The organism is Alteromonas sp. 5NS40-0096 (assembly GCF_057544385.1).
The window spans coordinates 670,569-692,478 of record NZ_BAAJLQ010000001.1; the positions used below are offsets into that span (position 1 = coordinate 670,569).

The 21,910-nt window shown below is 40.9% G+C and carries 20 protein-coding genes; 17 read left to right on the plus strand and 3 right to left on the minus strand.

Annotated features, from left to right (window positions below; all coding sequences use genetic code 11):
* The first annotated feature begins 202 nt into the window (after positions 1-202).
* The 16 genes from AC27G9_RS02995 to AC27G9_RS03070 all read left to right on the plus strand — a co-directional run bounded on the left by AC27G9_RS02995 (position 203) and on the right by AC27G9_RS03070 (position 15,940).
* Entirely contained in the window at positions 203-1,966 is a 1,764-nt protein-coding gene (locus AC27G9_RS02995) for a PAS domain S-box protein (RefSeq protein WP_487070879.1), read from the plus strand.
* 123 nt (positions 1,967-2,089) lie between these two features.
* Positions 2,090-3,793 carry a methyl-accepting chemotaxis protein gene (locus AC27G9_RS03000; RefSeq protein ID WP_487070881.1) on the plus strand — a complete coding sequence of 568 codons (1,704 nt, stop codon included), beginning with the start codon at positions 2,090-2,092 and terminating at the stop codon, positions 3,791-3,793.
* Positions 3,794-4,091: 298 nt separating this feature from the next.
* Positions 4,092-4,649, plus strand: coding sequence for a GNAT family N-acetyltransferase (locus tag AC27G9_RS03005; protein WP_487070883.1), 558 nt, complete (start codon positions 4,092-4,094; stop codon positions 4,647-4,649).
* Positions 4,650-4,802: 153 nt separating this feature from the next.
* Positions 4,803-5,000, plus strand: a complete 198-nt coding sequence (locus tag AC27G9_RS03010; RefSeq protein WP_487070885.1) for a hypothetical protein — start codon at positions 4,803-4,805, stop codon at positions 4,998-5,000.
* A gap of 51 nt (positions 5,001-5,051) precedes the next feature.
* Positions 5,052-5,867 carry an alpha/beta hydrolase family protein gene (locus AC27G9_RS03015; protein WP_487070887.1) on the plus strand — a complete coding sequence of 272 codons (816 nt, stop codon included), beginning with the start codon at positions 5,052-5,054 and terminating at the stop codon, positions 5,865-5,867.
* A 1,069-nt stretch (positions 5,868-6,936) separates the two neighbouring features.
* On the plus strand, positions 6,937-8,103 hold the full coding sequence (locus AC27G9_RS03020; RefSeq protein ID WP_487070889.1) for a rhomboid family intramembrane serine protease: 1,167 nt from the start codon (positions 6,937-6,939) through the stop codon (positions 8,101-8,103).
* Entirely contained in the window at positions 8,103-8,693 is a 591-nt protein-coding gene (locus AC27G9_RS03025) for a hypothetical protein (protein ID WP_487070891.1), read from the plus strand. Before AC27G9_RS03020 ends, AC27G9_RS03025 begins: the two co-directional genes overlap by 1 nt.
* Entirely contained in the window at positions 8,677-9,285 is a 609-nt protein-coding gene (locus AC27G9_RS03030) for a hypothetical protein (protein ID WP_487070893.1), read from the plus strand. Before AC27G9_RS03025 ends, AC27G9_RS03030 begins: the two co-directional genes overlap by 17 nt.
* A 10-nt stretch (positions 9,286-9,295) precedes the next feature.
* Positions 9,296-10,078 (plus strand): leucine-rich repeat domain-containing protein, encoded by a 783-nt coding sequence (locus AC27G9_RS03035; protein ID WP_487070895.1) that lies wholly within the window; start codon positions 9,296-9,298, stop codon positions 10,076-10,078.
* A gap of 1 nt (position 10,079) precedes the next feature.
* Positions 10,080-11,084: an ankyrin repeat domain-containing protein gene (locus AC27G9_RS03040; protein WP_487070897.1), complete on the plus strand. Its 1,005-nt coding sequence runs from the start codon at positions 10,080-10,082 to the stop codon at positions 11,082-11,084.
* Positions 11,081-11,824: a hypothetical protein gene (locus tag AC27G9_RS03045; RefSeq protein ID WP_487070899.1), complete on the plus strand. Its 744-nt coding sequence runs from the start codon at positions 11,081-11,083 to the stop codon at positions 11,822-11,824. The genes AC27G9_RS03040 and AC27G9_RS03045 overlap by 4 nt, the downstream gene beginning before the upstream one ends.
* A gap of 9 nt (positions 11,825-11,833) precedes the next feature.
* Positions 11,834-12,805, plus strand: coding sequence for a hypothetical protein (locus AC27G9_RS03050; protein WP_487070901.1), 972 nt, complete (start codon positions 11,834-11,836; stop codon positions 12,803-12,805).
* 66 nt (positions 12,806-12,871) lie between these two features.
* Positions 12,872-13,810, plus strand: a complete 939-nt coding sequence (lepB, locus tag AC27G9_RS03055; RefSeq protein ID WP_487070903.1) for a signal peptidase I — start codon at positions 12,872-12,874, stop codon at positions 13,808-13,810.
* Positions 13,811-13,909: 99 nt separating this feature from the next.
* On the plus strand, positions 13,910-14,896 hold the full coding sequence (locus AC27G9_RS03060; RefSeq protein WP_487070905.1) for an ankyrin repeat domain-containing protein: 987 nt from the start codon (positions 13,910-13,912) through the stop codon (positions 14,894-14,896).
* 17 nt (positions 14,897-14,913) lie between these two features.
* Positions 14,914-15,147 (plus strand): hypothetical protein, encoded by a 234-nt coding sequence (locus AC27G9_RS03065; RefSeq protein WP_487070907.1) that lies wholly within the window; start codon positions 14,914-14,916, stop codon positions 15,145-15,147.
* On the plus strand, positions 15,140-15,940 hold the full coding sequence (locus AC27G9_RS03070) for a DUF2314 domain-containing protein (RefSeq protein WP_487070909.1): 801 nt from the start codon (positions 15,140-15,142) through the stop codon (positions 15,938-15,940). Before AC27G9_RS03065 ends, AC27G9_RS03070 begins: the two co-directional genes overlap by 8 nt.
* Positions 15,941-16,113: 173 nt before the next feature.
* Here AC27G9_RS03070 and AC27G9_RS03075 read toward each other — a convergent pair whose 3' ends face one another.
* The 3 genes from AC27G9_RS03075 to AC27G9_RS03085 form a co-directional block, all read right to left on the minus strand.
* The gene (locus AC27G9_RS03075; protein WP_487070911.1) at positions 16,114-16,263 is read right to left on the minus strand and encodes a hypothetical protein; all 150 of its coding nucleotides are present in this window, start codon (positions 16,261-16,263) and stop codon (positions 16,114-16,116) included.
* A gap of 218 nt (positions 16,264-16,481) precedes the next feature.
* Positions 16,482-17,117, minus strand: coding sequence for a hypothetical protein (locus AC27G9_RS03080; protein WP_487070913.1), 636 nt, complete (start codon positions 17,115-17,117; stop codon positions 16,482-16,484).
* An 8-nt stretch (positions 17,118-17,125) separates the two neighbouring features.
* On the minus strand, positions 17,126-20,095 hold the full coding sequence (locus tag AC27G9_RS03085; RefSeq protein ID WP_487070915.1) for a DUF3857 domain-containing transglutaminase family protein: 2,970 nt from the start codon (positions 20,093-20,095) through the stop codon (positions 17,126-17,128).
* Positions 20,096-20,716: 621 nt separating this feature from the next.
* Here AC27G9_RS03085 and AC27G9_RS03090 point away from each other — a divergent pair.
* The gene (locus AC27G9_RS03090) at positions 20,717-21,904 is read left to right on the plus strand and encodes a DUF418 domain-containing protein (protein ID WP_487070917.1); all 1,188 of its coding nucleotides are present in this window, start codon (positions 20,717-20,719) and stop codon (positions 21,902-21,904) included.
* Positions 21,905-21,910 lie beyond the last annotated feature (6 nt).

A 21,910-nucleotide genomic window follows, 5' to 3' on the forward strand; every position in this document is an offset into this window, starting at 1 on the left:
TAACTTCCCATTACCGCACAATAAACGCTCGATATGCAAACTATACGACAAAGTGCGCAATTTTGTGGATGAGCTAGCATTCGAGGATATCAGACCAGTCACACTTCTAAATCGATTATGCTCGAGGCTTACTGATTGTCTGTTCAATTAAATAAAAAACGTAATTTGTCGATAAAAATGAGACGAATACAAAGGAACGCCTATGTTTGATTTTTTGAAACGCCAGCAAGACGGTTTTGATAATAGAACATCAGCCGCTATTACAGAGGCACTGGATAAGTCTCATGCGGTTATCGAATTCACACCTCAAGGAAAGATAGTTAAAGCCAATCAAAACTTCCTTTCCGCCATGCAGTACAGTCTCTCAGAAATTGTTGGTCAGCATCACAGTATGTTTGTTGACGCAAATGAGCGAAATTCAGAAGACTATCGCCAATTTTGGCCAAGCTTAGCTCGTGGAGACTTCAAACAATCTGAGTACAAAAGGATAAAGAAAAGTGGTGAAGTCATTTGGCTCCAAGCCACCTATAACCCGATAAGGGATAGCAATGGCAATGTTGTTAAAGTCGTGAAATTTGCGACTGACATATCAAAAGACAAACTGCGTAATATTGATTATGAAGGAAAGCTTGCGGCTATCTCTAAGTCTCAAGCGGTTATCGAATTCAATCCAGACGGCACTATCATTGTTGCCAACGACAATTTTTGCGGTGCAGTAGGTTATCGCTTAGACGAAATTGTGGGAAAACATCACTCGATGTTTGTCTCAGCAGAAGAAAAAGCATCCACGCAGTACAAACAGTTTTGGGATGCGTTAAGACGAGGTGAGTATCAAGCCGCGAGATACAAGCGGTTTGCGAAAGGAGGCAGGGAAGTTTGGATTGAAGCGACTTACAATCCGATTATTTCGCCAGACGGTGAGGTATTAAAAATTGTTAAGTTTGCGACTGATATTACCAAAAGTGTTGAGGACGAAAAGCGCTTTGCTGAGTTGTCTCTGGTTGCCAATGAAACTGACAACTCCGTAATTATTACCGATGCTCGTGGCATCATTGAGTACGTTAACCCTGGGTTTTGTAAACTCACAGGTTATTCAGAAAGCGAAGCGATTGGTCAGAAGCCAGGTACTATTTTACAAGGCCAACATACTGACAAAGGTACAACTCAACGCATTCGTGAAAAGCTTGATGCGCAAGTACCATTTTATGAAGAAATTCTAAATTACGACCGTCATGGCAACGCCTATTGGATCAGTTTGGCAATCAACCCGGTGTTCGATGACGCTGGCCAACTTGTTAAGTTTGTATCAATTCAAACTAACATCAACAAAACTAAAACTCGTGTACTCGAGAACGATGTAAGGCTTGAGGCGATTAATCAAAGTAACTTAGTTTTTGAGTTTAATCCCAATGGCGATATGAATGCCGCGAATACGTTAGCTATGCGTGCATTTGGGTGTACGGAGCTCTCGCAAGCAGCGAAAACCTTTGAAAGTTTGCGTTCTCGATTGGGTAAAGATGACTGGGCAAAGATAGAGTCTGGCCAAGTAGTCAGCAGTAATATCAACATTCCATTATCTTCAGGCGACACACTGAGCTTAGCAATGAGTATTTCTCCAGTGTTTGATGTTGACGGAAAGATAAGTAAAGTCTTGGCGTATGGCGCAGATGTATCAGAGCGAAACAGTGTAATCGCTCAAACCCATGATGCGATGTCACAAGTTCTCGATAGAATCGGCAGCATCATTCAAACAATCAACGGTATTTCCGACCAGACTAATCTACTGGCGTTAAACGCAGCAATCGAGTCAGCAAGGGCGGGAGAAGCGGGTAGAGGCTTTGCGGTGGTCGCCGAGGAAGTAAGAAACTTAGCGTTTTCAACCACCGAATCCGCCAAAGAAATATCTACATTAATTGATGAAACCAAAGGACATGTGGATGTGCTGTCTGAGTTTATGGGCGACTAGTAACGCACTATTTGAGATAAACTTGGCATTATACTAAAGACTAATATAGAAAAAGAGTCTAACATTGTCATAGCGCCGCACTATTTTAGTGCAGGGAATGGACACCAAATAAAGGATTTCGCTATGACAATAAAGGCACGCCTTCTCTTTATTCTCGCTCTTATTATTGTGTTGCTAGCTGGCACAATCATCGCTAAAAACATCGCTTATCAACGCTTTGAACAACAAACACAAAGTGGTGATAAGCGTTATTTATCATATTTACTTGCTGATGAGTTTAGACAAAGCTCAATGGATCTTACGCGCTTGTGCCGGACTTTTGTTGCAACGGGTGATAGTAAGTACTGGGATGCGTATTGGTACATCGTGAATTGGCGCAATGGTGACGTAGCTAGACCGGCGACTATGGACAAAGGTTTGTACCCAAATTCGCAAAAAAAGCAACGAGACATCATGGCTGAATTGGACTTCTCTGCACGTGAATTTACGCTTTTAAATGAAGCCAGTAATAACTCAGATGCCCTCATCGCCACTGAAGACCAAGCTATGCGCTCTATTCGGCAGGGACGAATCGTAGAGGGCCCACATCAAGCATTGCCGGGCGAGTCGGTAAAAGACTTTGCGGTGCGTATTGTGTTTGATCAAACCTACCATGACGAGGTGACCGGTATCATGACACCTGTGAATGCGTTTTTTGCTGCGTTGGACAAACGTACAGCGGATGAACTCAATGCCTCTCGAAGTAGCGCAGAACGCTGGTTAACCATCAGTTTAGCCCTGCAATTGGCGATGGCAGTATTAGTTGTTGTCCTAGCCGTATTTACATTGCAAAAGTTATTCAAGCCACTGCAATTTGCCATTGATGCCATGCTGAATATCGGTGACGGTGAAGGGGACCTTACTAAACGCTTAGAGCAGCGAGGGAACAATGAAATCACTGCTCTTGCCCGTGGCTTCAATCTATTTGCCAGCCACATTCAAAATGTGATTATTGAATTGCGACATGCAGTAGAAGAAATTGCACATTCCTCTGCCGAGCTCAATTCCACCGCTAACTCCACGGACCAAGCGTTACTCAAGCAAAAACAAGGTATTGAGCAAGTACTCGTATCGATTTCCCAAATATTACCCGCCGTAGAAGAGGTGGCGAAAAACGCCAGTGAAGGGCTCGATCAGGCATCGCTTGCAGATACTGCTGCTTCAGAGGGATTGCGAGTCGTCAATGAGGTAAACGGCAGTATCAGTGAGCTCGAAATAGATATGGATAATGCTTCACGGGTCATTTCAAAACTGGCTAAAGATACCGAAGAAATTGGTTCTATTTTAGATGTGATACGAGGCGTTGCAGACCAAACTAATTTACTAGCGCTGAATGCTGCCATCGAAGCAGCGAGAGCAGGGGAGCAAGGTCGGGGTTTTGCGGTGGTCGCTGACGAGGTCCGCACCCTGGCACAGCGTACACAAGACTCAACAGCAGAAATACACACCATGATAGAAAAACTTCAAACTGGGGCGCAAAATGCTGTAGAAGTCATAAACCAAAGTAAAGCGCGTACTGACGCCTGTGTTGAAAATAGTCAAACCGCGTCTCAAGCATTGCAGGAGATATCGGCCTCGGTGAACGCTATTAATGCTATCAGTCAGCATATTGCTGCGGCGACTGAAGAACAAACTGCCGCCATCGCTAGTATTCAAGATAGTGTGGATAGTATTAACCAAGAAGTCGAGAATACATCCGCAGCCTCACAACAGACATCAGGAACGAGTGAAGGAACATCTAAGCTAGCCGGCCACTTACAAGGCCTAGTGAGCCAATTCAAAGCGTAAATTCTAACGAAGCTAGCACGCAGATTTAGCGTGCTAGTGCGTTCAAATTCAACCAGTCGTTACCGTTAAACGAAGTAAGCAATTTAATCAATACTGCCCTCAAGCATTTGAATTCTTAATAATATACCTATGCGGAACGCTTATGAAATTTGACGTGTGGAAGCATTCTTTAACTCAATGAATCTGTTCCAGACTTCAATAGTGCCTCTGAATTCGATTTAAATACTGCAATACCTGATGAATATTTATTAGTATTATCGAATGCAAAGATAAATGGTTTAAACAGATACGTAACGATATGGACATTACGACAAAACGCGGCGAAACCTTTTTATTTACGCCCTTTGAAAAACAGTACGCAGAACGTTTAAGCGCGTTTTTCGAATCACTTAGTGATGATACTCGGTCCAAATTTGGCCCCCATCCACTCACTCGAGATTATGTATTCGAACACCTTGCCAAAACGACTAAGAATAGGAACATCGAGCGTTTTGTAATGTCATCACAAACAAAAATAATCGGCTATTTCATTGTCGATTATCGAGAGTTTGCTGAAGAAAAACAGCGTTACCACGATTACGGTATCGATTTAGATTTCACAACCAATCCCGTATTTGCACCGTGCATTGCAGATGCTTATCAAAGCCAAGGGATTGCGAGTCAGGCGTTAAAGGCACTTTTGGTCCACCTTCATCAACAGAATATCGAGAGTTTGATTCTAATGGGTGGGACACAAGCCCCGAATAAGCAGGCAAGACAGTTCTACAAAAAAATGGGATTCGAAGAATTAGGTGAGTTTTATACCCAGCATAATCAACTCAACAATGTTGATATGAGGCTGTTGTTAAACCCATAAAGATGCAATGGTGTGAGCTTCTTGATTGTAATAATGTGCATAAATAGACTCTTTATGAACATCACAATGATGTTCTCGTTTTAAACAACATTGCAGCCTTATCTCATCAACTCTAAACAACGAAAAATACTGCAGAAAAACAAGGATTTCTGAATGCAACTAAAGAAATACGCTTTGCCAATGTTACTGGCATTTTTACTTTTCACTGGTGCAATGATCACTATTAACATCGTGACTTACGAATACAAAATAGCGGACTGCGTTAAAGTAAGAACAAAGATAGAGTCAGTTTTCGGCGGCACAGAGGAATCGGCACGGCACGCCTGTATACAAATGCAACCTGGTAGTTAAGAAGAGCCACTGTAGCGTTTAGATATAGCCAAATAGAAAGCAACTGAAACGATGAAATCGTTCATCACAACCACTAAGGTGTTATTGTGTTTCTGCGTCATTTACTACGTTGTTAGTGCGATTGCTATCTCTGCCTTTTTATCAAATTTCGTTTTCCAACGAGTCGAAGTACGAGCGACATCCGAAGTACGCAGAGATGAATTTTTTAGTCATGATAGCTCTGTTATAGATAGAATATACGGTGAGCAAATCAACGAAAAATGCATTATTTTCTTTCCTGGCAGGCAAGGGGGCATTTACCACTATCAAGACACGCTATTTCCGACGTTTGTTCAATCTGGTTATACAGTGCATGCGCTTTCATATCCAGGTTACGAAGGCGCGAAAGGCTCGACAAGCCTCGCAGAAATCACCGATATTTTGGCAAACGCTATTGAACAAGTAACCAGTATTCACAACTGCGATGATAAACACCTTGTCTATATTGGCCGCTCTTTAGGAGCATCAATAGCGCTGGCCGTTGCCAAGGAAATACCGCCAACTTTAATCATTATCGATTCACTCGGTGGGAGTTTAACTTCGGCACTTCAACACCGGATTCGCCAACAATGGTATCTGAGACCACTAGAAATCCTGCCATTACAGTATTTAGTTAACGACATTGACTCAGTTGATTTAATAACCAAAACATATCCAGTCCCAATAAAGGTGTTCCAAGGGACACAAGACAAACTGACCCCAATTAATGAATTGTCGGCTATTCAATATCTAAATCACGTTGAGTTGATTCCAATAGCCGGAGCCACACATGCAACAACAGCGGAAGAATCACTGCATTTGTACCAACGTTATTTGTCTGCACTTTAAAACGTTTGATAGAGAAAATTCTTGCAGGCAAATTATTGGGTCCGTTAGTAGGAACATGTTGCGGTGCTCATCAGACTTTGACCCAAAACTACGATAAACAAGAAGGTGACGCTGTGTGAATGAAACAGTAGTTAGGGTCGAAAAGTTTAAAACCATTCACGTAGCGCACGATTCTAAAAAGCGCCTTAATAAACCCAGTTTGTAAACGAGAGAATAATAGAGAAAGCCTGAAAATATGTGCACACGGCCGCCCTAATCCGCCACATAGTTAATTTCCCATAATGTATATTATGTTAAATAAGGTGTATTTAAGTAATTGATAGTATTGGAGGTTTCTCCAGTTCCACATTAGTTGAGAATTTCTGCCCTTCGCGAGAATTTTGGTAATTAGAAATTATGCGTGAAAACGCTGTTACCTTGGTTTAAGTATTATTAGTTTGAGGTGTATGTGAAATCGTGCGCTACGTGCGTGAAATTAAATTTTGTGGGTACTTTGTTTGCTTCATTCACGTAGCGTTACATTTTGTGTTCGAGTGCTTTAGAAAGCTTAAAATGAGTTTTAACTCTTTCAACATTGTGTGACTACATTGAAGCCTTAGGTTTATTTGACATTCCATCCTTTTATTTGGTTTCAATGTGGCACACAATAGTAATTGTATTATAAAGAATCAGTGTGAAATGGAGAATTCATGCAGTCTGATTACGGTAGAAAAATAAAACTAATAATTCCGTATTACTTGATAGTGTCTGTGCTAGCACTAGTAATCCCTCTTTCTCTTCGGTGGTTATTTGAGGCAAAACTAGGAATGGATCCATTACATCTGGAAGCTTGGGAAATGTGGATCCCGATGGCCTTTCCTTTTGTATTTATATACCTGTTATTAAGACCAAAGCTAGCGTTACTAAAGTTTAAAAACTCAAACGGCCGTTCTTTCTTTCAGTTCTTGGCAGGTTTCGCTATTGCTATGCCGGGCATATTCACTCAGCACCTCTATACGACAGCGGTTACGAACTTGTAACACTAAGCTCAGTAGAGAAATATGAATCATCTGACAAATCCCGGTATTACTTGATTGATGATTTCAGGATTCGGGGCAATGAAGTTGGTACTCATGTCGATGTAAGAACTGCTGGTGATAAAAACCAAGACTTACAGTTACGCATGTTTACAGCCGTTCCTTTCGTTGTTTTATCAGGAACTGGCAATGAACAACGAAAATATTGGTTAGCAATAGTCCAATATGAAAGAATTAGTAACCGTATATCTCAAGTAGAGAAAGAACGCCTCTACCAAAAATTTATACAAAATTCCTGGGCAAAACTTGAAGAGTATGACTTCGAAGGTATCACCTACTTCGAAAAATTGGGTAAATCTTCTGATAGAAAGTTTTTCGTTAAAGCCATATACAGATCTCTAAAGTCAGAGCCTAGAGAAGATCTAGTTATGATGGCTCCAAAATTTGATAAATTTGACGAAAGAAATGGTGAAAAGCTTTATTGGGCAAAGTTATCCTACGGGATAGGTTCATTAGTTTTCTTGTTAGCGCTTTGGTTTCCACCTCTTTGTTCTGAATCACTGCAAAACTATAAATCGGGTAACCATAAGATAAACAATTCGTTTCTGGATATGCTTCAGATCCTTATTCCCAATAGAATTTATTTCGTTACTCCAATACTAGTAAACATTAACCTGCTCGTCTTTCTCATCGTTTGGCTGTCTGGCGTTGACGCTTTAAACCCAAATGCAGCTGAACTACTAGAATGGGGGGCAAATAGGCGCTCCGATACTATGGGTGGCGAATGGTGGAGACTCCTTACTAGTATGTTCTTGCATGGCGGTATCATGCATCTCTTATTAAACATATACGGCCTAATCATCGCTTCAATATATATCGAGCCCATCTTTGGTAAATGGAGAACCGCGTTGCTTTATTTTGTGTCAGGAATCTGCGGAAGCGTGGCAAGTATCTTCTGGTATGAAAACACGACGAGTGTCGGTGCTTCAGGTGCTATATTTGGGTTATTTGGGGCCATCTTGGCGTTGTTACCAACTAGCATTTTCTTAAAAGAAGTCAGAATGCCAATACTCACGTTGTTTGGGACGTATATAGGGATATCGCTCATTATCGGGCTGGCCGGCGGTATTGATAATGCGGCACATATAGGTGGTTTGATTTCAGGAGCCATTGCGGCGCTAATCATTTATGTAATAGACAGAAAGAAATCGAGAGCTTAATGGACCCGTTAGAAAGGCTTGCAGAGAAAAACAAAAAACACTCTGAGTTGTTAAAAAACGATCAAAAGTCTTACTTAAAAATGCTCCCCTTCATGTTTGTAGGACTTTTTACATATTTTGGTGTAATTGCTTTAGTGATCGATTTTAATGGTGTTGTCAAACCTTCTGAACTAACCGAAATGACACAACAAGTTTGGCTTCTTTCAATGATGTTGACGTTTGGTGTAAGTGTTCTTTGTGTTGCAAATAGTTTTGTATACGCAGTTTACCTTGAAGCACTTGCAAAAGAGCTTGGAACAAAAGTAAAAACCTTTAATGTCGTTTCCTCGTGTATGAGAAGGTTATTAGTAGGTGCGGCTTTCTCTTTTGCCGGGGTGTGGTTAGACAATATTATTACGACGAACAAAACAGAGATCGCAAGGTACATGCGGTTCGGATTTGACTACACGCCTGGAATAATTGAAATGATATCCAATGGCTTAATCATATTGGTAGGGTTGATCATTTCTTTCGCTTTTATCGGTATGTTTTCCTTGCCTAAACTAGCCCGCAAACATGCTGAGGAGATTAAAAATGAAGGACTTGTTTGAATATCTCTCAGCTGAGTTTTATGAAAATGACGGTTGGTTCAACATAGTTGGTACTGATAGTTATGGAAACGAAATGCGTGTCGACATCTCCGTTTCGCCAAGCGAAGATTCGCAAAACCATTTATGGGAAATTACTTGTGATCAAGTGTTCGAAGATCAAATAAACAGCGATATTGGCGAAGAATTAGAACTACTTGATGAACATCCTTTGTTGTTGGAATACTTAGAGCCTTCAATACATATTGCATTCAGTGAAAACAATGTCACACCTACCGAGCTGTATGGTGTTATTGCCTCGTCATGCATAGAGCTTATGAGCGAAAAACGATTATCAAAGTACATTAATCAAAAGCCTGTGATCGACGGTATATGTAGTACGAAATTTGGCATTTTAGGCCGTTTTCCAGAAAGCGTAGCAAATCTTATAGCTACAAAACTTAAGGATAAAAACATAAACATCAATCTGCTTGAAAAGCATAGTCCCGAGTATTGGGATGGCGAAAAGTATGTTCCCTATCCGAAGGATTTAAAAGTGCTGCTTGTCGGTAGATCTTACATCATCGGAAGTGGTTTTGAAGCTGTCAGAGCGTAAGTGGAATTGAATGGAAGAAACAATAAGCATACAGGGTGCCGAATCCATAGAGGATTTAAAAGAACTAGACGGCAATCAGTGTCGCAAGTTATCAATAACGGGTTTAAGACAAGAAAGTTTTGATTTCTTGGTTGATAACTATGGAAATCAATTCGACGAAATTGATTTCTTTAAATGCCCCTTGGTTACCGATTTTCAAAAAATGGAGCAGTTGAGAGATATTAAGAGAATATCCTACTTCTGGAACCAAAGAGTAACCAAGCTATGGGATCTTTCCAGAAACGACTCGCTTAAGTACTTGTCTATTGATGATTTTACCAGGCTAAAAGATTTTGATGATTTGCCACGCTCCAAGACAATCGAAGAGTTTGATTTCGGAAACAAAGTGTGGTCGACTTTTGTGCTGGATACACTCGCGCCAATAGCTGACCTTGTGTCATTGAAGAGGTTGTCATTTAGTGCAAAGAAGATTGTTGATGGCGATATTTCACCATTAGCAGAGATTTCAAATCTTAAAGAGCTTCATTTCCCCACAAATTTATTTACTACTGAACAAGTAGCTTGGCTAACAGCAAAGATTGGTGACAAGGTTAAATCTAAAGTCTTAGCACCATTGGTCAAGCATTCAAAATACGTTTACATCATTGGAAAACGTAAGCCAAGTTTTGATATTGGTACCAATCATGAGCGTGTTGAGAAGTACCAAACGAAATTCAAAGAACTTGTTGAATACTATAAAGCCAATCCTTGCGTAGAGGCCCCTACCCCACAGACTAAGTCAAAGGCTTTATAGCATGAGAATTCCTACAGCTGTCTCTCTATCAATTGGTATAGCCGGAGTCGGAATCTGGGGATTCTTGATGCTCATATCAATTGCTTTTGTGATCTATGACCAACCCTTGTCATTTTCAGACGAAAAGTTCCTGCTCTATTTCATGATCAAGTACTACCCGCTGCTAATGCTCGGAATGTTCCTTGTTGCAGTTAAGTTTAAAGACGATAAAGGTTACATACCTTTCTCAGCAGTAGTACTTCCTTCACTGCTTCTTGTTTTTTTAATCCACGACATGATCCGTGTGTCGATTATCGATTGGGATGACTTTGAAACTCCTGAACAAAAACAGTTCATTTACGAATCTGCATTTGGTTCTGAGAAAAGCCTGGAGAGACTTCTTCCTCAAGTAAAAACTGTAAACTTTATGGGGGAAGCTGGTCTCACCCCTCTGTTAGCAGCTTACAAAGGTAGAAATGAAGAAACATTTAAGTATCTTTTAGACAATGGGGCAAATGTTAACTTCATGCCTAAAGGTTCGCTTCAGTACAATGTGGCAGATTACATTATCAGTGACTTTAACCATGACGGAAGTAGCCAAGAATATTTTGAGGAACTAACTCAAAGAGGCTTAGATATACACATTGGCACCAAGCTCTCACACCTCCTTCAATCTGCTGCGACAAGTGACAACCAGTGGTATTTAAAGTACTTGCTAGATAATGGAGCGGACCCCAATAGAAAAGGAACTATCTTCTTACCGGCGATTGCCTTGGCTACATTGCATCAGCATTGGGAAAACGCTCTATTTTTAGTTCCCCACTCAAATAATGAAGGTTTGCAAGAGGCTGCCGCCATTTTCTATGAAGAGAGCGAACGCGGAATGTACTGGAATGAAGATCCCGCAAGAGATGCACTTGAGCAAGCGTTACTAGATAAAGATGTCGACTTTAAAAAGGCCTTCAAAGTCAAAGATGCCGAGCGGCAAAAACGTTTAGATAATATTTATAAAAAGGACAACCAATGACCTGGTCTAGGGAACGGTACTCGCCATCAAATCAGCAAATATTTGCATACTTTGTAGTGTTTGGTGACTTTTCTGACGAAGTGAGCATTTCAGCGTCAAAGTACAATTTCACAGAACTACCAGCCAATACAGACATTGTGAAGTACCGCGACGGCGCAGCCGCTGAATTTCGAGACCAATACAAAACAGGTTACCTCTGGGACAGACTTTGCCTAGAAATTCCTGAGCTAGCAGATGCTATTGATAACTCTCCAGCCTGCATGGTCATTCAAACAGAAATAGAAGACCAATTAACTCTAGATTACTTAAGAAATCTAATCGGCTTGGTTACTTATTTTTTGGATGATGGTGGAGTCTGCGTCTTCGAGCCTCTGAATTCTAAATGGTGGTCAAAGGATGAATGGTCTAAGAAAATCTTCCAGCCAAAAGAGCCAAAGATTTACCGTCATGTACAAATACTTTCTTCAGAACAAGATGATGATAATTCATGGCTACACACTCGCGGCATGAGACTGTTTGGCCGACCCGATATCAGTATTCACGATGTCCCAGAAAAACACTTTGATATTGTCTGTGAAATGATTAACCGCTTTATCGAATTACAAGCGTTAGGCGGTATAATTGAAGACGGTCAAAGTATTAACATGGAGGGGTTGCCTGAGGGAATGTGGTGCGAGAATAAAGGCGACCTTGATGATCCCGACTTTAATAATGTTCATCTTGAAATACATTGGGGCTAGGTAAGCAAAATGGAAATATTAGTAAGCATACATACTTACAATACTTACGGAGGCCATTCTACTCTGACACTTGTTGGGAAGTACCTTGAGCTGGGTGCACCAGACTTTGGAGAGGCTATCGAGACACTCGACATCCACGTGTATTTTTCTGGAGGTAAAATTAGCAGACATCTGGAGTCGCTATCTGACCAATATCACAGTTATCTCGCTGAGTTACCCAGTACCAAGTTTTACCGAAAAAAAGCCAAGTTTGAACTCAATTTTGTCAGTGATTTGGGTAGTGCTGACTTGGTTTCTGGTTATGGACCACCTGACCTAACACTATTTACCAGCAGCGTAAAAGAAGTTGCCTCTTCTCTACAAATATTGAAGTCCAAGTTAAAACAATCAGATGATTTTCTACTTGAAGAGTTTTTTGCTTTTCTTCAACTAAAGGTTAAGGAGATCCCTTCAGATGAAGAAATGTTTGCTTCGCTACAAGCAGAAATAGAAAACGATGATGCCAGAAAACATGAGTCCATGGATGAGTGGGATAAATTAGGTATAGAATGGGAAGATTATCATCCGAAGTCTCGTGAGCTCCTTAACTCTCCTTTCTTCTGGAGCGCCACAGACGACTTTTCTCCGAACGGCAACGATACCGGTGCAGACGTACTTGAATTGTATCGAGATTGGATGGAGGAAAACCCGAAAGTAGGAGTAACAGAATTCCTAGATAATTTGATGGATGATTGGGGTATTGAAAGACCTTTTAATGATGATGACGAATTTTCCAGAACAACGTATGAAGAAATGGTGTTGGGTCTTAGTTTTGCGCAAATAAAACTGAAAGGCGTCTGTGAAGAAAAGATCAGAAACTTAGCTTTGAAAGCAGTCAATGATACTCGTTACAGGGTTAAAACCAACCACAAAGATTGGGAACACTATAAAGAAAGGCTAAGAACGCTTGACGAAATTGAAGATAAACTATCTGAAAAATGAAACAGCATTTAGCGTCGGCAAATAATCTATTACTCGAATTAACATAGCTTTCTAAAAGGAAGAAACTTGAACACTGAAAACACATGGAAACCATCAAAACCTTTAGCAATTCTATTAGGTCTTTTCTTCCAGCAATTTGCTTTCTTATACGTTAATAAAGCCAAACTATTCTGGGGTTATTTGGTTATAGCCTTGGCAATAGGATTTGCCAGTATCACTGTTGGCAATGACACTGATCTAAAGCAATGGATTGAATCAGGCTATATAACAATTGCTTTTGCACTTATCTGCTCGATCCATGCGTTTCTTTTAGCAAAAAGTTACAGCGATGAAATTAGAAACTGGTATGCAAAATGGTGGATGGTGCTCGTTATCGCAATATCTGTACTGGCGATAATAGTGTTTGTCAGAGGCTTCTTTATAGAACCATTTGCAATCCCCTCTTCAGCGATGAGTCCTACTTTTAAACCCGGTGATCATGTAATCGTTGGGAAGGTTGGTTTTGGAAACTATCGTTATAGTGGTATTCAGCTTCATAAAACCGAACCCAGCGAATTTCCTCTTAGAGGCGAAGTCATAGTATTTCAATATCCACAGGATCCAAGTATCGATTACATTAAACGAGTCGTTGGCCTTCCTGGTGACTCAATCATCTATCGAAACAAAACTATTTTCATCAAGGAACGATGCGAGTCTGGTAGTACAGATTGCCCCAGCTATAAAGCAATAGAAAAAGTTGAAGTTTCAACTTCGAATTCGGGCGAGCCGATTGACGTTTTTAGCGAATCGATCGGCCAAACTACATACAACATTTCTATTCACAATAAGCGTTCGGCACTGGCATCTCATTACTTTAGTCAACCTGGAACTCAGCAGGATGAGTGGATAGTACCGGACGGACATTATTTTGTCTTAGGTGACAATCGTGATAACAGTTTGGATAGTCGTTATTGGGGCTTCGTCCCATCTGAAAACGTGATTGGCAGAGTAATTTTCAGGTGGTGAGAATGGATTCGGCATCACACGTTATAGAGCCAAAGTTATTAAAATCATTGACGTTCGGCTTAAAGGTCTATGGTATCTAAAGTGATTAAGGAGGCTTCAATGCGTTTGATGGTGGTTGTATTTGGTTTGCTCGGTTTGATTTGCACCTTACACTTGCGAGCAGAGGTATCAATCGATGTTTCTTCACTAAAACCTGGTGAGTACAAAGTTGTCACCTGGTTCAATCAAGTACCAGTACTCGTATACAAAAGACTGAACAAGCCAAAAGCTGTCTCATCTCAAATTAACCTAGACGAAACGGCTGAATTAACGTCTTCACTAACAAACATGGCCAGGATGAATGGCAACAAACTTGCCAGTCTGTTGCTGTTTTCCCAAGCGTCATTTGATAAAAGTATTTCAAGATCTTTTAGGCAAGATGTTCTTGTTGTGTTGCGTCTCTCTACACGTTTTGGATGCGCAATACATGTAATGCCAGACACTGATCAATTTATCGATCCATGCTCGAACGCTATATATGACAACAACGGGCGTATTCTGGAAAAAAACAGCAGAGAAAATTATCATTTGCTGATCCCTCCCCATAAATTTGAGGGAGACAACCTGATCTTAATAGACGACTTAACGCCTCAACAACAGTTAATCGATTTCAGTCCAGATATTGAAAACGCAAATGTATCTGTTGGTGAAAAGCTGATGTTCGCCATTGAGTGGAGAAAATGGGATCTTGCAAAGCAGTATGCAATTGAAGAATCATCTAAAGACTACTTAAACCCGCACAAGTCTAGTGCATTGCACGTTGCGGCATATAAAGCCCCTAAAGAAGTTCTGGAAGTCATGTTAGAAAATGGCTTTGATGTTAACCAGATAAACTCAAGCAAATATACTCCAATCCACATGGCGATTATGGCAGACAATTCTGCTAACGCAGTTTTACTACTTAAACATGGAGCAACTCTTGAAAAAGTTTGCACAGGTAAAACGTGTTCATTTGAAGCCGCAGATATTATCAAGCATTACTTCGAGCCAGGCAGCGACAAGGTAGATTCCTATTTGAAACAACTGGAAGCGGAAGCAAAGAAGTAAATGTAAAGGGATAAACGATGAAATCAATCAATAAGTACGAAACCTCAGTTGGAGATTTTTGTATAGCCCAATCAAGTGATGGACGATTTCGCCCCGTCTATGATGGGGAAAGTTTGGGTTGCTATGCTAAACCATGGCAAGCTGCAGAAGACCTAGCCGGAGGCCATACGTTTTCTCCCTCTAATGGAGTCGATACAAGTTCTCTTGGGATAGCTGAGCATCATTCTGAGTTGGAGTTAATTTGTGAGTAGCGAAGAGCAAGTTGTACTGTCTAAAGAAGACGACAAAGAAATGGATGCGGCCTGTAAAAAGGCACAGGAAACATTTAAATACTTTTGGAGAGAAGCATACTGGGACAGCAGGCGCATTATCCCCGCCCTAGAAGTGGCGTCAGTTAAAATCATTTTCACTGACAAAGAACCAGAAACAAATCAACCAAACGTTGAGCATATGTGGATCAATCAAGTGGATTTTGATGGAACATATATAACAGGTTTTTTAATGAACAAGCCAAATTGGCTGAGGAATATTAGCCAAGGCGATTATGTGAAGGCCAAGCTATCTGAAGTTAGTGACTGGATGTTTGCTATAGAGGGTAAAGCTTACGGCGCGTTCACAGTTAATCTATTGCGATCACGCATGAGTCCAAGTGAAAGAATTGATCATGACAATGCGTGGCAATTGGATTTCGGCAACCCTAATAGTATCAGACTCGTCTATTTTGAAGAAAAGAAAGGATTTCTTTCCAAACTATTTGGCTCAAACGATGAAAAGGAAAAAGAGGCGATGGTTGAGCACCCAATGAGCATAAACATGGGGGAATCCCTGTTGGATGAACTTCAGGAATCTGACGAGTTACTCACAACTACAGATGATTTAGGTTGGACCCCTTTACACCGTGAAGCGCTCGCGGGTAATGCTACTTCTGTCAGTATTTTAATCGATCATGGTGCCGACAAGAATCTAACTACTCACAACGGTGAAACACCTCTAGACTTGGCTAAAAAGCTAAACTGGGACCATGTAATAGAAATTCTGTTATAGCGCAGAGACAAAAATTACGTGCTGGGGTTTAACAATAATCGAGCAGAAGCGACTCGCGTAAAGGCAATAAATAGATAAGTGCATTGAGCGCCCTACTCTATTTCTGAGCAGTAGTAGTGGCCTGTAGGTTTATGCGGTGAGCTCTCGGATAAGCTCACCGGATTTGAGGATACTTATTCGTAGGTACGTTCCATCCACATCAACTTCATTCTGAGTTCTTGAATCTCTTTTTTAGCGGCAGCTAGCTCTTCAACCATAGATGGGTTTGCCATGACGTTTTCTTCAGATGTGTTATGTAGGGCGTTGCTATCGTGTTGTACCATCGTGTTCACCATGTAATTCGTTGGTTCATGAATGAGTTGTAACTTACTCTGTAATATTACAAGTTAACTTACATAAACGCAAAAAACGGTACCGATATCCGCCATAATTTTAGAAAATAGTTGTAAAGTAAAAAGAACAAAAGTGCTTAAAATCAATAGTTAAGCTGATTGGGAGTAAACCTAGATTGCAGCTGTTTGACTACGTAAAATGTTACGAATTACCAATCACAAAGCCAATCGGCTGCAGTGCCCTCTGTCATTTTTAAATACGCTTGCACACTGCTTTGCTTCTTGGCGAGGTCTAAGAAATACACTGGTAATTTCGCCTTTGCGGAGTAATTCGCCTTGTCGCTATTAAACTCGTCAAGCTCTTCAATCACTTTCTCAGGAATCGCTAATCTAGTCGCCAAGAATATGTGTTTGGACATTCTTGCCTGTTTTATATCGTCTAAATAAAACACATCGAATACGATGGTTTTCGTTTTGTTTTTTTCGTAGCGCAAGAGGTATTCAGATACAATTAACACTGAGATGGCATTCGATTCAACTTCATCTAATTCCTCGTTTAAATATAGGTAGGCCTGCACTTCATCAGCTTGATGTCGGATGATGGCTTTGTCGTTCATCGCAACTCGCTCAATGACAAATCCAAGGTGTTCGATAAGTTTGGGTATATCAATCAGAGCGTCGTCGCTTTGGCTGCAGAACGGAATACACTTCTTTATGTAAAGAGGAAAGTTTTGTTGGCCATACTTAAAAATACTAAACAAAGGGCTGTCCTTTTGTAATGTGCGACTCGTAACACCAGCCTGTAACATCACGGTGTTAAACAAGAAAAGTGGCGTGTAAGCCACTCTTTTTCCTACTCGTCTTTTTCACGCTTTTTAGCGTTCCATTGCGCTTTTAGTGCTGATATAAACTCAACGTCTTTGCCAGCTTCGCCTGATACGTAAAGAATAAACTCAGTACCGTCGAGAAGCATTACGGTTATAACCGCCATGCCGTCTTCTTTTTCAGATGTAATCTTTTTGATTTGTGAATACGTGGCTGAGTCAACAGAGACGGCGTCACTATCTTCAAAATAGGAAAAAACTACCTGATCGGTAAAACCATTGCCGTCCGCTTTAAAGTCTAATGCCGCGTCACTATAGAAGTAGCGTATCTCGTCATCCACTTCCAATCCAACAGTCTCATAAATAAAGTCAGTTTGGTGGGACCAGAGACGCTCCCCCTCTATCACTTCTGCAGGAGGGATTAAGGCTGTTGTTTGTCCGATGTAAATAAGCAATAGAGGCAAGCTCGCCAATCCTGTTCCAATATGGCGGAAGCCGATTTTAGAGCCCTTTGAATAAGGAGCAGAGCCTTTAGGATAGAGTCGGTTGATAAAATCAATAAATGGAATAAAGCACAGTGGTAAAAGAAATAGCACAGCGATGGCCAAGATTTCTTGGTCAAACAAGATATTGATAGTACACAGAACAAAATAGTTAAATGCGACCAATGCAGCTAATTGCGCAGAGAACATTCGCTTGGGTGATTCGCTTAGTTGATTGTACGATACAAGCTCTTTGTGAAGTGGGAACACCCAAAACACCGAGAATATAGCGCGTGCTATTGGCCAACTGCCGCGATTTTGATGCTTTTCTACTAACATCCAATTGCGGTAAATCCAATAGCAAATATAAAGCCCAAATGTGAGTACCGATAGTGTGTAAAACTTCGTAAATGATATAGGCTGAAAGCGCATTTGATTTGCATCATTGCGTTTTCTGGCGTAGACAACCCAATCTAAACACGCAACTAAAATAGCCACGATAAAAGCGAGCGACAGCCAAACCAGAATCAATATTTCCGATCCTAAATCTTCCTCAGTATCTTGTAGGCTGTTACCTTCATCCGGTTTGTATTTAATGATGCTATATGAAGTGCTTTCTAATGCCCGTTCTCTTGCGTTCAAATACGCTTGAATCTGGTCAGCGGGAACATGGTCTTGCTTCGCTTCGTATTCGTAATCTAAGGTCAACGTATTATTCTTATACGTTGCGTTGTAAACCAACTGAAAGAAAGGGTTATCTTCGATTACTTCCTCGTTATCAAATTCCCAACCCGACTCTTCAAATTCAACAATAATTTGTGTTCCCAATGATTTGGGATAATTTAAAACGAATGGCGTATTACGATTTACTACGTCTGGCTCACCGAGCTCGTTAATGATGTCATTCGCTTCAAAATAAACCGTATATCCGTCGTCTTCTTCAGTGAACACTTCCGCTATTTCATAGTTTTCTTCTATCGTAACCGTCCCTGCTTCACTGTTTATGTCGACTACCAACGGGCTTGTGTTTTTTGCAGATGGAAACGAACGCTGATAGAACTCGAGATATTGTTCAGTGATGCTGGCCAAACCGTTGCCTTGTATACGCGACTGCATTTTTTGTGCTTGCCATCCTTTGAATGTAGTTTCCACATTCAGCGTTGCTGCTCCTTCTACGCTCTCAGGGATCGTGTAATGCTCCTGAATATTGAAATCCGTAATGTCAACTGCATTCATAGCGGTAAGCGCACTCTGCCCTTTTTTCACTACGAGGCCATAACCGAAATCAGGTTGGTAGATATTGTTTAACGTTCCAACCTGGTTTGTCATCGTTGGGTCTAGCCAATAAGATGTGTCACTGACCTTTGCATTGACTATGACGTGATCAAAACGTGAAACAGAAGGAATCAATTCGTTTAATGCTTTTCCAATACTGGAATTAACCAATACCGGGTAACCTTCGATATCCAACTCACGCATTATTGCCAGTAGCAGTAGAGATTTGTCTTTGCAATCGCCATATTTTAACCGTAGCGTCTCATCGACGGGTGTTGGCAAATGCGAGTTCTCACCTAATTGGATGGCTACATAGCGTATTTTTTCTTGCACATAATCCAATGCCAAACTGAGTTGCTCAGTTTTATTTTCAGTTTGTTCACGAATACTACTAGCGATGTTTGCAATGTTTTCACTGGTATTGGGTAGCTCAAATAACCCAAGCGCCCACGTATTTACCGCATGCCAACTCGGTGTTTCTGTGTAGTAAACAACTGTGTATGGCAAATTCCAATCTGGCGCTTGGCTTGAAAAACGAGAAGGTTCTGCCATATGGACATGAACGCTATACTCAACGCCCGAAGATAGTATGTTTTCTTCAATGGTAAATTCACCATTGCGCATTTCACTGTGAAGGGGATGGGGCTTTTTCCATACTACTCTATGGTATTGATCTTGAACGGGGATTGACCACACTAGCGTTCTAGATGTACTAAACAACCCTTGATAAACCGGGTTTGTGCCTATTATGGAATAGCTGTAATCTATGGTGTCGCCAACGGCGATATCGTTTAAGATCGCACTGAACATCACCTCGCCATTATAAACTCTGCTTTCGAAACTATCCTCACTACGAAAAACCGATTTATCGGCACTTTCATAGCGGTCACTTATGGTGTCGCCGCGGATAACATTAATGTCATGAATAACGAGAGATTGATAGGTTGGATCAAAGGCAATTTCAATCTGTGATGATGAATCCAGCCCCTTCTGATTAACAACAGTTTGGGAAATTCGGAAGTAATATGCCTGATCACCATTCTCTTCAACCTTATACTGGTCATCAACTAAACGATAAAATGTGCCGTTAGAAATACCCTCCGAAGGTATCTCTATACTGGTATTCAACTGGTGCTCTGTAACCCAAGTCGGGGTTTCGGCTCTCGTGTATTGCTCTTGCGAATGGACGGTTTGAGTGACAAGGACAATAGCGCAGGCTATGGCAAATACAATTGACTTCATGAATTCCGTTTCTGTTACATCATTTGGAGATACTATACACAAATTTTAACGTTCTGATCAGTATCGAGTTCAACCTGCTCAACGACCTTAATCTCTACTATCACTGACCCCTATTACCATTATTTAGACATTAGACTAGGCAATAATACAAAAAACACTATACTTAGTATTGAAACCATAATTTTCAGCAATGGCGCATTGACGGTAGCCGTTATTTTAGGTATGGTAATTCCTGACCAATTGGTCAATTTATTTTTAATTTTATTCGTTAGTCTAGATTGGAGAGCCCAACCACTAAGGGAAACGATACAGCTGGAGGTACAATTCTATGAAATTGTTCAACATCAAAATAAAGAAAAAGCACCCCTATACTATTTGTTCATACATTGGCAGAAAAAATGTAGAGAACATCCTCGAGTGTAAAATCAAAAAGCGAAAGAAACTCTCATAGAGTTTAGCTTCAAGCGCTATAGTACAGCGCTAAAAAAGAGTAGCCCTGTAAACCTCAGGTCTCAAAAGTCATCCTATCTGACTTGTAGACGATAAGAATCTTAGTGTTTTTCAATATGTTGTGGCATGCTTACGCCTGCAATATTCATCACTAAGTGAAGATTTTACTCAATGTCGTCAACCAATGTTCGCCGTCCAGAACTGGACGTATTTCGCGGCTTCGCTATTTTTGGGATATTTTTCGTCAATATCACCATAATGCACAGTGTCATGCTGTTCCAAGATGGCTATTTAGCACAGTTTACTGATCCGCTATCAGAATTTGCGACAAGAACACTACAGCTCTTTTTTTACAACAAGTTCTTTCCGATCTTCTCATTCCTTTTTGGACTGGGTTTGAGCATGCAAATGCGTGCCAAAATGAACAAGTCCCAACCTTATGTCGCGTTTTTTGTGCGCAGAATGCTGTTGCTTTTCATTGTTGGCATGATGCATGTTGGGTTCTTGTGGTCAGGTGACGTACTTCACCTATACGCCATCCTAGGTATTCTTTGTATAGTCGTAATTCAATTGCCTATTAAATGGCTGCTCGTGGCGAGCATTTTACTACTCACCTTCCCTTTTTATGACAATATGCTAATCGCCTTTAGCGGTCTTTTTGATGGTGGCCCTGAGCACGCCATGGTGAAACTGGGTAGTGAAGGTGTCGCCGACATTGTTAAACAAGGGACGCTTGTCGATATCATTCAATTGCATGTTACAGACTATGTAGCAAGTTTACCCATGGTGCTTTTTTATTTAGCGCCGATGGCCTTGTCAATGTTTTTACTGGGGATTTGCGTCGGCAAAAGCCATGACGCATTTGGCTCTGAGCAATGGGTGATATCATTTAAACGCGTCGCCCTATGGGTTTTCATTGCCACCACTGTTTATCGAATAACATTTTTATGGGTGTTACCCGAATTCCCGATTTACCGCAATGAAATGCTGAGACCCTTGTGGTTCAAACTCATGTTTTTGAGTGATATTGCATTTGGTTTATGGTACTTGTGGTTAATGGCATGGTTGTGGCACTTCACTCGTGTGAAGCGGCTATTGGTAATGTTTGAGGCAGTGGGTCGCATGGCATTAACCAACTACTTACTACAAAGTATGATAGGCCTAGTGCTATTCACAAGCGTTGGCTTTTCGCTTTACGAGTCCTTAAGCCCAATTACGTGTTTGGTCATTGCGTTCGCTAGTTTTATATTGCAGTCTATTTTTAGTCGATTATGGCTTAGCCATTTTCAATACGGTCCGTTTGAATGGCTATGGCGTTGTGGTTCGTATATGCGTTGGTACCCGTTAAAAAAGCATTAACACGGG